Origin of the sequence: Paraburkholderia sp. BCC1885 (assembly GCF_900996235.1) — a bacterium.
Lineage (GTDB): Bacteria > Pseudomonadota > Gammaproteobacteria > Burkholderiales > Burkholderiaceae > Paraburkholderia.
In genome coordinates, this window is sequence record NZ_CAAJGM010000263.1 from 60,149 (window position 1) to 74,907 (window position 14,759).

Consider the following 14,759-nt stretch of genomic DNA (forward strand, 5'->3'; position numbering starts at 1 on the left):
CGGGACCGGCAAATCCGCGCAGAACAAAACACTGAGCGGTGGACCGGTCTCGTCCCTATGATGCCAAGCTGGTGTGCCAGCTACAAAGACGCTAGCGCTTATCGATCACCGTCGTGTTGTACGTCGTGCTGCCAATGATGACATTTTTCAGCGTAATGCCGTCGACGTTGTAGGCGTAAATCGGCCCTGGCGTGGTCGCGCTTGCGGTGCCGTTGTTGACCGGCGTGCCGAGGTTGCAGTTCGAGATCGTCACGCCGCTGATGGGCGGAATCGCCGGCACCGGTGCGGGGCCGTTGTAGTCGAAGCCCACCGGACCCTGCGCGACGATCGCCTGGAAGCACGAAGCCGTGACGCCGTTGAGCGCGACGTTGCTCACCTGCATGTTCGAAATATTCACGTTCTGCACGATCGGCGGGCTTTCGCGTACCGCGTCGCCTGCCGGATCATAGTCGCAATCGAAGGTGATCAGGCCGCCTTGCGACGCCGAGGGATTGCCCGCCGTGGCCGTCGCCACGCCCAACGGCACCGTGCTGTTGATCGGACTGCCTGCCAGCAGCGAACTGCCGTACCCAGCGCCACTAAGCGTCACGCCGTTAGGCAGCGTGACCGTATCCACATAGAAGTTCTTCACGAAGCCGCCGCGATTCATATTCGTCTTGATGCGGATGGCGATGTTGAGCGGATTGGTGGCCCAGTTCTGGTTCAGCATTTGCAGATTGCGCGCGTACACGTTCTGCACGCCGCCGCTCATTTCGCTGCCGAGCGTGATGCCGCCGTGGCCGCTGTTCATCGTGCAGTTCTGCACGACGATATTCTGCGAGGGACCGTATTCGATATCGAGCGCCTTGCCCGATTTGATTGCAATGCAGTCGTCGCCGGTATTGAACGTGACCGTGTCGCACAGCACGTTGCTGCAGGCATCGGGGTCGAAGCCGTCGTTGTTCGGCCCGATGCTGTCCGCGAATACGCCGCGAATCACGAGGTTCGTGCAATCGGTAGGATGGTGCTGCCAGAACGGCGTGTTTTGCGTGTGATAGTTCTCCATCAGCACATTGGTGCAGCCAATGAACTCCACCATGCAAGGGCGCAGATAATGTCCAAGACCAAAGATGCGCTGCACCACCGGCACGCCGGCTTCGGACAATGCCGGCAGGTAGTTCTGATCTTGCTGCCAGGGCGTCGTCGGACTGGTCAGAAGTGCGTAGAGTGCGTCGGAGATAGTGGGTGCGACGGTCCTTAGATCAACGTTGTTCGGATTGCTAAACGCCTGTGACGGCGTGCTCGAACCCGCACACCCGTATTCTCCCTTCGATCCCTTGTAGGTCCACCAGCAGGTGCTCGTGTTGCCGCTGCCGGCGAAGGGCGTCATCGCCTGGCCGTTCAGGACCGAAGTCGTGTCTTCGCCGGTAATCGCGATCTTCGTCTGATTGCGGGCGTAGACGGGCGCGCCGAAATTCAGGCAATCGTTTGCCTGCCAGCGGCTATAAAACAGGTTGCCGTTCGCGCCGCAATTGACCGGACCGTCCTTTGCATAGTCCGCGGGATTCGGGCTGAAGTAGATCGTGCAGTTGCTGCTCAGATGGAAATTGACGTTGCTCAGCAGCACGATGGGGCCGGCGCAATACCAGTTGCCCGACGGCACCACGACCCGTCCGCCGCTCGCCGCGTTGCAGGCCTGAATCGCGGCGAGAAAGGCCGGCCGCGAGTCGAACGCACCGGCGGCGTTGGTCAGGTTCGCGCCCGGGCTGGTGGGCGAAGTCGTGCCGGTGAACGGATTGGTGGCGGCCACTACCGAACAGGGCTGCGCGCCGTAGCTGGTCACGACGAAGTCCACGCTCCGGAACATCGACTGCGTGATGCCCTGCAGCGAACTGATGATCTGCGTGGCGGCGCCTGCCGTCCCCCAGATCGGATCGAAAGTCGCCGGACTATCCACCGTACCGCCGCAGCCCGGCAGCGTGCCGAGCAGTGTCGCCCCCGCCGAGGCGCCCGCCATTACCATGAATGCGCGGCGGCCGGGAGAACCCGGCGCGCCGTCATGATCCACGATGCCCAGCACATTACGTCCATCAACGTCTCTATTGCGCGTTGCCACGATGTCGCCTCCTGATGTTTTTCTGTTTTGCAGACCAGTTTTTAACCGTTGCGCTGAGCGGGCGGACGCTGGCAGTTAGAACCGCTTCGGACGCGGCCACCCGCTATTCAGACGGCTTTAGCCATGCCGCAAGGTCGAAAGCATTGTTGTTATACAACACAATAGATGTCAAGCCGAGAGATACGACAGTGCAGACGTTGCGCTGACCTCGAAATGGCAAAACGATGCAGACAGCGAAGCCGCATAGAACTAATTTTGGCGGCACTTTTCAGGCCAAACCCAGTATATGAGACACGAAAAAATCTCCGGACTAGACGAGCCTAAGCTAGGGAAACTCCTGACTCCCCGACCATTTGCTTGACAACTTTTCCGCAAGTCGACATGATTGACCGACACAATCGACGAAGCTGCGTCCGCCGTCGCGGCAGGCGCACAGCAAGCCGCATTCGCGCGCGCCAAACCGCCATCCATACAGGCGGATGACGCGCGACTCCTCCGAAGCACCGGGCGCCCCAATCGGCGGCCCTCGCTTTACTAACCTCTCGTTAAGGATCAGATCCGTGAAGAAAATTGCATTGAGCGGCGCAGGCGGCCAGCTTGGCCGCGTGTTACGCAAAGCCTTGCTCGAGCGCGGCGCCAACCTGCGCTCCGCTGCGGGCTCGCGCGCACTGGAGCCGATTGTCGAAGGCGAAGACGTCATGCATGGCGATCTGCGCGACCCGGCCGTGGTGGACCGCCTGCTGGAAGGCGTGGACGTGCTGATTCACATGGCGGGGACCAGCGTCGAGCGTCCGTTGCCCGAGATCATCGAGAACAATCTGCGCGGGCTCGTCGAAGTGTATGAAGGCGCGCGCCGTCACGGTGTAGGCCGCGTCATCTTTGCGAGTTCCAACCATGCGATTGGCATGCACCCCGTCGAAGAGAAACTCGCGCTCGACTGCGATTTTCGTCCCGACGGTTTTTACGGTCTGAGCAAGGTGTGGGGCGAAGCGCTGGGCCGTCTCTACTGGGACAAGCACGGCATCGAGACCGTGTCCATCCGTATTGGCAGCTGCATCGAAAAGCCGACCGAATTCCGCCATCTCAGCACCTGGCTCGGTTTCGAAGACCTGCTGCAATTGATCGACCTGTCGATCAACGTGCCGGATCTCGGCTATCAGGTGGTGTGGGGCGTATCGAACAACACGCGCAGCTATTGGGACAATTCGGGGACCAACTCTGGCGCCACGCGTCTCGGTTATCAGCCGCGTCAGAACGCCGAAGATTACGCCGCGGAGATTCTGGCGAAAGCCAATCCGCTCGATGCCACCGCCCAGCGGTATCAGGGCGGCAGCTTCGCCAGCTTCGACTTCACACCGCCAGAGCGTAGGAATCCGAAGCGTTGACGCATGGTGGGGAACCAGGCTCGTCATTCAACTCGGAGGACATGGGCTTGCCGGCATGAAACAGAATTCGAAGCTGCCTGGCGCCAGGAGCGCCTTCAGCAATTTCCGGAGCTTGCGTTGAGCGACGCCAGCGCGGCCGAACCGCGCTGAGCGTCCTGAAAGCCGTCAATCGACCGTTTCAGCGCGCCATAGCCCACAGCGATGACCGTCACAAGAAACGCAACAAATAGGCAAACGATCAGCGTCAGGCCAATACAAATCTTGACGTGACTGAGCATGCTGTCCCCACGAAGACTTCGGCGCGATCTTGCCGATCAGTAAACCGGATGGCCGTTGATCAGGCTAGGCAACCAGGTGGAAAACATCGGCACGTAGGTGACGATATTAATCGCGCTGAAAATGGCCAGGTAGTACGGCCAGGCGATTTTCGTGGTCTCGCCGATCGACACTTCGCCGATCGCGCAACCGATGAACTGCACCGAACCGATCGGCGGATGCACCAGACCCAGCGAACAGTTCAGCAGAATCATGATGCCGAACTGCACCGGGCCCACGCCGTAGTGCATCGCCATGGGCAGGAACAGCGGTGTCGTGATCAGGATGTGCGCCGCCATGTCGACGAAGGTGCCGAGAAACACCTGGAGGATGTTGATGTACAGCAGCATCAGCCAGGGAATGGTGGTCGCATGTTCAAGCAGATGCTGAATCGCGTCCGGAATCTCCAGGTAGGCCATCTGGAAACGCAGCATGTTCGACACGCCGATCAGCAGCAGCACTACCCCGGTGGTGCGCGTCGCACGCGCGAGCGCCATGGAGAGCTTCTTCAGCGTCATCGTGCGATACACGACGAAGGTCAGCACCAGCGAATACGCCACCGCGATGGCCGCCGCTTCGGTCGCCGTGGCGATCCCCTTGGCCACACAGGTCAGAATGATCAGGATAACCAACAGACCCGGCACGGCGCCTATGAAGGTGCGCGCCACCGTCAGCCAGCCCGGAAACTTCGGCAGCGTGGTGGAACCGTCGGCGCGGCGCGGGAATTTGTAGCGCACCGCTTGCCAGTAAGCGGCCAGCAACACGAAGCCCATCACCCACAGCACCGGAATCAGGCCCGAAAACAGCAGGTCGCCAATCGACACGCCGCTTACCGATTGTCCGGCCACGATCCCCGTAATGCCCTGCGCGGCGAGCGCGTAGATGATCATGTTGGTGGACGTGGGCATCAAGGCGCCCGCCAGCGAGGCGTGCGTCGTGACGTTGACCGCGTAGGCCGCGCTATAGCCTTCGCGCTTCATCAACGGAATGACCACGCCGCCCATTGCCGAGGTATCGGCAGTCGGCGAACCGGACACGCCGCCGAACAGCGTACAGGCGACGACATTGGCCATGCCGAGGCCACCGCGAAAATGCCCCACGGTGGCCTGCGCAAAACGCAGGATGCGGTCGGCGATCCCGCCATGCAGCATCAATTCGCCCGACAGAATAAAGAACGGCACCGCGAGAAACGAGAAGGCATTGATGCCCGACACCATCGACTGGATGGCCGTGGCCGCCGGCAGTCCTTCATGCAGATACGTCAGGATGCACGACAACCCCAGCGCAAAAGAAACCGGAACCCCAAGGACGAGGAAGACCAGAAAACTGATAGTTAGAATCGCAAGTTCCATGATTGCTTACGCCCGCTTCCGCGCGAAGAGGTCCATGAGATGTTCGATTGAAAAGAGAATGGTGCAGACGCTGGCAATGAACGGAATCGCGTAACGGACCGCTTCCGGCAGGCCCAGAATCGGGATCTGGTCGTCGATCGTCGTGGCCGCCATATTGCCCGCGCCGAAGCAGACCGCGATCGAGAACGCGATCACGCAAAGCTGCTGAAACACCGCCATCGCAATCTGACCTTTGAGCGGCAATTTCTTGACGAGCGAATCGAGCCCGATATGGCCACCGTCGCGCACTTTCAGCGCGGCGCCGAAGAACGCGATCACAAGGACCATCAACAAGCCGACCGGTTCGACGTAATCGGGCGCGTCGTTAAAGACGTAGCGCATCACCACGCTGTACATCACCAGCACCACCAGCACAGCGAGGCAGATGGACGCCACCACTGTCGCCACGCGGGCAAGAACCCTGATCGGGCATTTCACGAAGTTCATCTAACTCTTCCTCGTACAGAACGGCAAATCCGTGACTCCCGCACGCACCTGCCGCCAAGGCTCGCTGACCCGCCAGCACGCCCGGCACAAACGACGAACGCCGGAAACCTTGCGATTGCTCTGCAAGGATTTCCGGCCAGACTGGCGCTGCGAATGGCTTACTGGATGGCCTGGATCTCGGTGACGATCTGCTTCATTTCCGGCGTCTTCTCATACTTGGCCCATACCGGCTGCATGGCCTTCACGAAAGCCGCGCGGTCGATCTGCGCCGCGGGCGTGATCGTCACGCCGGCCTTGGTCACCGTCTGCACGCCGTCGGCTTCCTTGGCGGTCCACAGTTTGACGTAGTAAGGCACCGAATCGGCCGCGGCCTTGCGAATGGCCGTCTGTTCCTGTGGCGTCAACGTGTCCCAGATCTTCTTGGAGAACACCAGCACTTCCGGCGTCATGGAGTGTTCGGTTTCGGAGAATTGCGTCGCCACTTCGTAATGCTTGGTTTCGACATACGACGGCATGTTGTTCTCGGCGGCGTCGACCAGACCCGTCTTCAGGCCCGTATAGACTTCGGCGAAAGGCATCGGCGTCGGCGTGCCGCCCATCGCCTTGATTTCGTCGACCATCAGATCGGACGGCTGCACGCGCACCTTCAGGCCCTTCATGTCGGCGGGCGAGTGAATCGCCTTCTTGGCGTAGATCGAACGCGCGCCGCTCTCGTAGAACGTCAGCGCAATCATGCCCTTGGCCGCGAAGGCATTGAGGATCTTCTGACCTTCCGGGCCGTACATGACCTTGCGGAACTGGTCGACGTCGCGGAACAGGAACGGCAGCGAGGGGATCATCGATTCCGGCACGATGTCGTTAAACGCTGCGGCGTTGGCGCGCACCATGTCGATTGCGCCGATCCGCACCTGGTCGATCGTGTCGTTTTCCGAACCCAGCGCGCTGTTGCTGAAGACCTTCACGGTATCCGCGCCGTTGGTTTCCTTCGACAGCTCGTCGCCCATGTACTTCAGCGCCAGAACGGTCGGGAAGGTGTCGCTATGCACGTCCGCGACGCGGAAGGTGTGCGCCTGCGCTGCGCCTGCACTGAACGCGAGGACCGAGGCGGCAACCATCATCGAGATACCGGACAGGGCGATATTTTTTTTCATCTGTGATCTCCTCAAAAGAAATTCATCAAGCGACTGTGCGTGCGGCGTTTCGAACCTGCCCGGAACTCTGACGCTGGATCGGCCAACCCCTGCGCGATTTACAACTTATCACAAGCCGATATGTTGTAAGACAAGATGAGATTGTATAAAGAACTACCCCGGTTGCGGCCTAGGACATACCCGTAGGATGGACTCGCAGCAAGGCTCCGCGAAAACGGATTTTCAACGCTGCATGGCGAGTTTTGACGTGAACTGCAACGGGATTGACGGGCAAGGCGGGCATGCCTTATCGAGCTCGAAATCGCCCCGACGATGTCTTACACATCGGGACGAAAGCCAAGGAAGGCGAAGGAAGCCGACGTAAAGGGGCTGAGAGTAGCGACGCGACCGAGCGACGCCACTCTCCACTGCTAACGTATTTAGAACTGATGGTTGATGCCGATCGTCGCGCCGAACTGGCTGCGGCTCGAAGCAGCCGACTGCTCCGCGATCGCGGCCGTTGCGGTCACCACCTTGCCGCCGTTGATGGTCTGGCCGTTGGCGCGCTGATACGCTTCCAGCAGATAGATACGGGTGCGCTTCGACAGGTTATACAGCTCGGTCAGGTTGATCTGCTGATAGCTTGCCGCATCCTGCACGCCGTTTGCCTGGGTGGCGCGCGTGTAGCTGTAGCCTGCCGCAAAGTCCCACGACACCACCGGGCGGTAATGCAGCACGGCGCCGCCCGTGTTGAAGATCGCGTTGGTCGAGAAGCCGGAATTCGGGCCGGCGATGTATTCCACGTTCGAATACGACGCCGACACATCCCATTGCGAGTTGAACTGATAGCCGCCCGTGACGGCAAAACGCTGCTGGGCCGCGGCATTCTGATAGCCGTTCGTGATGCTCGATTCGCCCTGTTCGCCCGTGCCCGAATACGCCGTCGAACTGGAACTCCACGCGCCGCCGCCTTCCGTTGCATTGTTAAAGCGCGCGAAGCCGACGCCGATGCCTGCCGCGCCCGCCAGATACTGCGCGCCCACGCTCCACGAGGCGCCGGCATTGGTGCTGCCGGCCACGCCGCCGAGGGCGTACATGCCGCTCAGTTTCAGGCCGCCCAGCGACGGCGACGTGTACATCAGCGAGTTGTTGACGCGGTAGTCCGTATCGAGTGCGTCGAGGTCGCCCGGGTGAGCGCCGTATGCGCCGGTCAGCCACGGCGTCGGGCCGTACTGCGCGAGCATGTTGTAGTACGGCGTGTACTGGCGGCCCGCCGTGAACGAACCGTAGGTATCGTTGGCGAGGCCGACCCACGAAGCGCGGCTGAACATCAGGCCGGACTTGCTTTCCGCACCGGTGTCGATGTTAAAACCTTCTTCGAGCTGGAAGATCGCCCGGGTGCCGCCACCCAGATCTTCGACGCCTTTAAGGCCGAAGCGCTCGCCGCCCCACACGCCTTCGATCATCTTGAACGCCGATTGGCCGCCCTTGGTGGCGCCGGTCGTCGGCGCCTGGCTGCTCAAATAGCTGGGGCCGGTGTCCACCACGCCGTATAGCGTGACGCTGCTTTGCGCGAAGGCGCCGCCCGTAGCGAGCATGGCCGCCACGCCGGCGACGGCCAGCCCGGCTTCTTTATAACTTTTCTTCATCAGATCATCCTTTGTTGTCATTGGAGTTATGGCGGCGCGTTATGCCGCACGAAATTGCCTGGCCGCCATCGGGCATCCAGTAATCGCTCTCGTCGTCGCATATCTGCCGGCCCGCTCTCCGGTTCGATACGCAGTCCTTATCGTATGCATCGCCGCCTGGTCTCCTGCGCGCGGCCTGACTACTCAAATCGTTACGGCTGTTACCGTTGCCTTTGCCTTTTTCAGCTATGTAGCTGTCCGAAGCACCCGGCTCCGAAAAGCCACACGGCTCGATCAGTGAATTTCCGGCTCGCCGACGCTACCGGTGCTCGCCGCTCCGCCCGCCCCATCGCGCTGCAGGAAGTCGAAGTCACAACCCTTGTTGGCCTGCATCACGTGCACCTGATGCATCGCGCCATAGCCGCGCGTGAAGCGCGGCACCGGTTCCACCCACGCCGCCTTGCGCCGCGCCAGTTCCTCGTCCGATACCAGCACGTTCAGCTTGCGCTGCGGCACGTCCAGTTCGATCAGGTCGCCGTCCTGCACCAGCGCGAACGGTCCGCCAATGAAGGACTCCGGCGCCACGTGCAGCACGCACGCGCCGTAGCTCGTGCCGCTCATGCGCGCGTCCGAGATCCGCAGCATGTCGCGCACGCCCTTTTGCAGCAGCTTCTTCGGGATCGGCAACTGGCCCCACTCCGGCATCCCCGGCGCGCCCACCGGGCCCGCATGCTGCAGCACGATCACGCAGGTCTCGTCGATCTCCAGCGCGTCGTCGTCGATGCGCGCGGCCATGTCGTTGTAGTCCTTGAACACCACTGCGCGGCCGGTATGCACATGCAGCTTCGGGTCCGCCGCGCCCGGCTTGATGACCGCACCGTCCGGCGCGATGTTGCCGCGCAGGACCGCGAGGCCGTTGTTCGGCAGCAGCGGCGTGGCGCGGCGGCGGATCACGTCGTCGTTGAAGATCTTCGCGCCTTCGAGGTTCTCGCCCAGCGTGCGGCCGTTCACCGTCTTCTGCGAACCGTCGATCAGGTCACCCAGTTCCGCCAGCATCGCCTGCAGGCCGCCGGCGTAGTAAAAGTCCTCCATCAGGTACGAACCGGTCGGGCGGATGTTCGCCAGCACCGGCGTGTGACGCGAGATGTCGTCGTAGCGGTTCAGCGTCAGGTCGATACCGGCACGCCGCGCCAGCGCGATCATGTGCACGATCGCGTTGGTCGAACCCGACAGGGCCAGGCAGGTGGTCACCGCGTTATCAATGGAACCCGCCGTGATGATGTCCGACGGCTTCAGGTCTTCCCACACCATCTCCACGATGCGCATGCCGGTTTTCGCCGACATCTGCGCGTGGCGCGAATCCGGCGCCGGAATCGACGCAAAGCCCGGCAGCGTGAAGCCCAGCGCCTCGGCCGCGCTCGTCATGGTGGACGCCGTGCCCATCGTCATGCAGTGGCCCGGCGAGCGCGCGATGCCGCCTTCCACGCCCTGCCAGTCCTGCTCGGTGATCTTGCCCGCGCGCAGGTCCGCCCAGTATTTCCACGTGTCCGAGCCGGAACCGAGCGTCACGCCGTTCCAGTTGCCGTTGAGCATCGGGCCGGCCGGCAGGAAGATGGTCGGCAGGTCCATCGAGATGGCGCCCATCAGCAGCGCCGGGGTGGTCTTGTCGCAGCCGCCCATCAGCACCACGCCGTCTGCCGGATACGAGCGCAGCGTCTCTTCCGCTTCCATCGCGAGGAAGTTGCGGTACAGCATCGTGGTGGGCTTCTGGAACGGCTCCGAGAGCGTCTGCACCGGCAGTTCGATCGGGAAACCGCCCGCCTGCCAGATGCCGCGCTTCACTTCCTCCACGCGCTGCTTGAAGTGCGTGTGGCACGGATTCATCTCGCTCCACGTGTTCAGGATCGCGATCACCGGCTTGCCGGCATATTCCTCGCGGCTGTAGCCCATCTGCGACGTGCGCGAACGGTGGCCGAACGAACGCAGGTCGTTCACCCCGTACCAGCGGTGGCTGCGCAATTCTTCGGGGGTCTTTTTCTTGGTGCTCACTTCGTCGTGCTCCAAAAACTCAGTCGGTGAAACGCGCGCCGGGATGCGGGACGGCCAGCGGCAAGATCCGCATGGCTCGCGGCGCGGTCGATTCGACGCGGACGGCAATCGTGCCGAAAGCGTCGGCGTACATCGAGGCGGGATCGGGGCGACCTGCGACCGGCATGACGCTTCTCGTCGTCATGGGCCGTTGCGGCGTGGCTGTTTCTTCAGGGTGCGGAATGGCCGAGAGGCAGGACGGAGCCCGCAGGGCGCCGCTGAAAGGGCCGATGCCGGGTGCAAGCCACGCATCCGTAGATTTGACTGACAACCCATTCAAATCGAACATCTCGTCTCCTACCCATCTTTGTTTTTTGGACAATCCGTCCGCAAGATGCCTGACGAATTACCGCATGATGCGGTCCGGTGAGCGAAACATACCTAACCACCGGCAATGATGTCAAGCAACTACGCGAATCGCGTCGCAAGATATTTTTGCGTAAACATGCAACAAGACTTTGTTTTATTTGATTTTTTCTGATCGAATCAGGAAAACCCGCATGTGGCGGCGTTGCCGTCATCCCGGCATTCGTGATTTAAGCCGCTACTGGTAAGACAAATATGGCCACTGCAAACCCGCAGGGCCCCTCGACCGCCGGCGCATCGCCGGCAGCGTAAGCGGTCTAATCCTTTATGTGCGGGCGTTCGCGGCCAGATCGCGGTCGAAAGCGAGCAAGGCCTGCGTCGCGGCATCGACCGCGGCGTGGTGTTCCTTTGGCGTTGCGCTGAGCAGCGGCAGAATCGAGCCCATATCGGCGATTCCCGAAAACGTGACGGCGTCGTGCAGCACGCGGATCAGCGAAATGTCGTCGCGCAGCGTTTCGAGCGGCATGAAGGCGTCGTAGATGCGCTGCGCTTCGTCCATGCGACCGGCCTTGGCGGCCTTCAGCAAAGCCGTCACCGAGTACGAGGCGATGCAACCCGAGCCGGTGGTCCAGGCCGCGAGGCCGAAATCGCGCACGTGCACGAGCGCCGGGCGCTCGCCCATGCCCGAGACGACGCGCGCCGGGTTGACGCTTTCCAGCAGACGCCGCAGGTAAGGATCGTTCGTGGGATCGTCGCGCACGATGGCGTACTTGACCGCGATCAGCGTGCCGCGATCCACCAGACGAGCCAGCGTGTCGACATCCACATAGTTCTCGCTCTTGATATACAGCGTGAGCGGGATGCCAGCGGCGTCCACGATGCGCGTGAGCCCCGCCTCGACACCTGCGGACGTCGTGAAGCCGGCGAGCGGCAGCACCATGGCCGTGCGATACGAGGTTTGCGCGAGGATGCGCGCCTGATCGAGCATCTTGCCGTAGTCCGGGCCGATGGCCGGAATCACCCGCGTGCCCGGGCCGGCGCTCTGCGCGAGCACGTCCAGCAACTCGCGGTATTCGCTCACCGCGACGTGATAGAAGTTCGCGTTGCCACCGTACAGGAGCGTGCGCACGCCGCCCGCCTCGATGTGCTGGATCAGCTTCTGGTTTTCGTCGGCGTCGAGCGACAGGTCGGCACGGCGCGCCAACGGCGGCACAGCCATCACGGTCGAGGCGAATTCGCTCTCGACGATTGGGGACACGTTCATGGGGTCTCTTTCTTATGGGAATGGATTTCTGACGGACCGAACGGTAGCACCGCCGCGATTGTGTTGTCAAACAACATAACAAATCGGGAAACTCCTGGCTGCGGCCTGGCTGCGCGGCATGCTAACGCCGCTGACCAGGCTCAAGGGAGGGCGCGCGATTGCATGCCGCGGCCTGCCGGCGTTCAGGCACTGCGGACTGATTGCCGCAAGCCTAAGCGCCGACCATCCGCTCCATGGCGTTGGCCAGATGCTCGCGCATGGCCCGCTCCGCGCCGCGCGAATCGCGCCGCCGGATGGCTTCCAGCACGGCCAGATGTTCCGCCTGCACAAGCCGCTGCCGCTCGACCGATTTCGCCTGCGAGAGCTTGCGCGACAGGCTCATGCTGGATTCGACCTGCTCGTGAATAAAGGACAGCGCGGTAATGAAGAACTGGTTCTTCGAGGCGCGCGCCACGGCCAGATGGAAGGCGAAGTCGTCGCGCGCGCCAATGCCTTCGCTGCAAATGACCTGCTGAAGGTTGTCCCATGCCTGCTGGATCGCGTCGAGGTCGGCCTCGTCGGCCTTTTGCGCGGCGAGCGACGCGCCGCCCACCTCGGTCATCACCCGAAACTCGTAGCAACGGCGCACGTCCGACAAGGTTTCCAGCGGCGCGAAACGGCGCAGGTCTGGGTCGGGCCGGCGCCGCACGGTCGTGCCGGAACCTTGCCGGGTCGCGATGATGCCGTCCGCGCGCAGACGGGCCAGCGCTTCGCGCACGGTCGGCCGCGAGGTTTCGAAGCGCTCGGCCAGCATATGCTCGCTCGGCAACCGGTCGCCTGCCTGATATTCGCCATCGATGATGCGGTTCAGGATGTCGCTATAGACCCGTCCCGGCATGCCGGGAGCTTTATGTTCGATCATGGCCGAAGCTGTGTCGCGAGTTGTCACGTTGAGCAACAATTGTACGACCACTTTTGCCAAAAGCGGATAGTGGTAAACAACTTGTGGCGCAGCCGGACGTGAGCCTGGTTTCGTCCAAGCTGCATCAGCGTAGCTTCAGCGCACCGCCGCCGTGCCCGCCGGTTGATGCGCCAGATCGGCGCCCGCACCTTCCTCCACCACCCGGCCGTAGTCGAGTTTGATATAGCGGTCCGCGAGAGCGAAGTAGCGGTCGTCGTGGGTGATCACCAGCACCGTTTTGCCCTTCGCCTTCAGATCGGGCAGCAGACGCCGGTAGAACACCTCCTTGAAAGTCGGGTCCTGGTCGGCGGCCCATTCGTCGAACACGTAGAACGGGCGGTCCTCGAGATACGCGACCAGTAGCGCGAGACGCTTGCGCTGCCCCTGCGACAGATCGATCGTCGACAGACGGCCGTCGCGAATCGTGACCTTGTGTTCGAGATGCAGCAGTTCGAGCAGTTGCTGCGCCTGCGCGTCGAGACCCTCGACATGCAAGCCATGCAGTTGCTCGAACAGAAAGAAGTCATTGAAGACCACCGAAAAATGCTGGCGGTAGATGTCCCGCTCGGCTTCGCCGATCGGCTGGCCATCAAGCAGAATCTCACCGCCTTCCGGCGCATAGAGACCCACCAGCATTTTGGCGAGCGTCGTCTTGCCGCTGCCGTTGCCCCCGATCAAATACACCAGTTCGCCGGGTTTGAACGCGAGACTAATCGGGCCAAGCGTAAACACCTCGTTTTCCTTCTCACGGAAATAGCGGTGCGCGACATGCTTTAGCACAATGCTCTCAAACGCGTGCGCCGATTCGGCCGGCAAGACGTTTTCGCGCGGCAGGTCGCGGCTGACCTGATCGATACGCTCCAGCGCGACCTTCGCCGAACTGAGCGAGGGAATCGATGACAGCAGGCTTTCGATCGGCATGATCATGTAGAGGAAGATCACCGCATAGCCGGACAATACGTGCCCCTGCACCGGATAAACGCGAGTGAGCAGGAACAGCACGCAGCCGATGAACGCCAGAAAGATCATGCTGCCCCAGCTGGCCGCCGCCGTGTAGAGCACATAGCCGCGTGTACGCTGAACGCGCACCGCTTCGACACTGGCTGCGAGCGAGTCGTCGACGAATGCCTGGCGGCGGCGGCGATGCAGTTTCAGTTCCTTGGCGCCGTCGAACAGCGAGCGGAAATCGCCGACCAGATCGTCTTCACGCTTACGCGAGCTGCGCAGATGAAACATGGCGCGCGTATTGGCAAGATGAAATCCGAGCGAGCCGACGAGGATCGTCACCAGGGCAACCAGCAGAATCTGCCACGAGAGATAGCCGAGATACGCGAGACAGCCCACCACGATCGAGCCGTTCATGGCGAGCGTCGGCACGCTCAGAAAGAACACCACGATCGTATCGAGGTCCTGCGTCAACACGGTCATCGCTTTGGCGCCGCCGTGGCGCTCCAGATTTTGATAGGATGCCTCAGTAACGCTGCGGATGGTGCGCATACGCAGCGCCGCTTTCGTGCTTTGCCCCAGCCGCACGAAGAAGGTCTGCGAGAGAGTGCGCGTGACGAGCACGGCGAGTGCCAGCAGCAAAAATCGCCAGCCGAGTTCGGTCAGCTTGTCGGCCGACACGCCGAGCGCCTGATTGATGATCGCGACGAGTGCGGCATTGCTCAGACCGCCGACCACACTCGTGATCAGTGCAAGCAGCAGAATCCAGCGGGATTGCCGGACCAGGGTCATTAGCAGGGACATGAAAACCTTTGTTTGAAGTAA

General features: G+C 61.8%; 12 protein-coding genes. 1 reads left to right on the forward strand and 11 read right to left on the reverse strand.

Going from position 1 to position 14,759, the window contains the following annotated elements; translation table 11 throughout:
* Positions 1-91: 91 nt before the first annotated feature.
* Positions 92-2,002 (reverse strand): glycoside hydrolase family 28 protein, encoded by a 1,911-nt coding sequence (locus FQ755_RS33910; RefSeq protein WP_144162205.1) that lies wholly within the window; start codon positions 2,000-2,002, stop codon positions 92-94.
* A 653-nt stretch (positions 2,003-2,655) separates the two neighbouring features.
* On the opposite strand from FQ755_RS33910, the gene FQ755_RS33915 reads away from it, so the two are divergent.
* Entirely contained in the window at positions 2,656-3,480 is an 825-nt protein-coding gene (locus FQ755_RS33915) for an NAD-dependent epimerase/dehydratase family protein (protein ID WP_186308739.1), read from the forward strand.
* Between the two features lie 95 nt (positions 3,481-3,575).
* Here the strand turns inward: FQ755_RS33915 and FQ755_RS33920 are convergent, their stop codons facing one another.
* The 10 genes from FQ755_RS33920 to FQ755_RS33960 form a co-directional block, all read right to left on the reverse strand.
* Positions 3,576-3,758 carry a Tar ligand binding domain-containing protein gene (locus FQ755_RS33920; RefSeq protein ID WP_144161784.1) on the reverse strand — a complete coding sequence of 61 codons (183 nt, stop codon included), beginning with the start codon at positions 3,756-3,758 and terminating at the stop codon, positions 3,576-3,578.
* Between the two features lie 36 nt (positions 3,759-3,794).
* Entirely contained in the window at positions 3,795-5,147 is a 1,353-nt protein-coding gene (locus tag FQ755_RS33925; RefSeq protein ID WP_144161787.1) for a TRAP transporter large permease, read from the reverse strand.
* Between the two features lie 6 nt (positions 5,148-5,153).
* Positions 5,154-5,633, reverse strand: a complete 480-nt coding sequence (locus tag FQ755_RS33930; RefSeq protein WP_144161789.1) for a TRAP transporter small permease — start codon at positions 5,631-5,633, stop codon at positions 5,154-5,156.
* Between the two features lie 158 nt (positions 5,634-5,791).
* A complete protein-coding gene (locus FQ755_RS33935; protein ID WP_409937804.1) occupies positions 5,792-6,751 on the reverse strand; it encodes a TRAP transporter substrate-binding protein in 960 nt (319 codons plus the stop codon).
* A 452-nt stretch (positions 6,752-7,203) separates the two neighbouring features.
* Positions 7,204-8,412, reverse strand: coding sequence for a porin (locus tag FQ755_RS33940; RefSeq protein WP_144161795.1), 1,209 nt, complete (start codon positions 8,410-8,412; stop codon positions 7,204-7,206).
* A gap of 273 nt (positions 8,413-8,685) precedes the next feature.
* On the reverse strand, positions 8,686-10,440 hold the full coding sequence (gene araD / locus FQ755_RS33945; RefSeq protein ID WP_260859006.1) for an L-arabinonate dehydratase: 1,755 nt from the start codon (positions 10,438-10,440) through the stop codon (positions 8,686-8,688).
* 19 nt (positions 10,441-10,459) lie between these two features.
* Positions 10,460-10,624 carry a hypothetical protein gene (locus FQ755_RS37715; RefSeq protein WP_186308740.1) on the reverse strand — a complete coding sequence of 55 codons (165 nt, stop codon included), beginning with the start codon at positions 10,622-10,624 and terminating at the stop codon, positions 10,460-10,462.
* A gap of 486 nt (positions 10,625-11,110) precedes the next feature.
* On the reverse strand, positions 11,111-12,049 hold the full coding sequence (locus tag FQ755_RS33950; RefSeq protein WP_144161801.1) for a dihydrodipicolinate synthase family protein: 939 nt from the start codon (positions 12,047-12,049) through the stop codon (positions 11,111-11,113).
* A gap of 211 nt (positions 12,050-12,260) precedes the next feature.
* Positions 12,261-12,950 (reverse strand): FadR/GntR family transcriptional regulator, encoded by a 690-nt coding sequence (locus FQ755_RS33955; RefSeq protein ID WP_144161804.1) that lies wholly within the window; start codon positions 12,948-12,950, stop codon positions 12,261-12,263.
* A 135-nt stretch (positions 12,951-13,085) separates the two neighbouring features.
* Positions 13,086-14,738, reverse strand: coding sequence for a cyclic peptide export ABC transporter (locus tag FQ755_RS33960; RefSeq protein WP_144161807.1), 1,653 nt, complete (start codon positions 14,736-14,738; stop codon positions 13,086-13,088).
* Between the last annotated feature and the right edge of the window lie 21 nt (positions 14,739-14,759).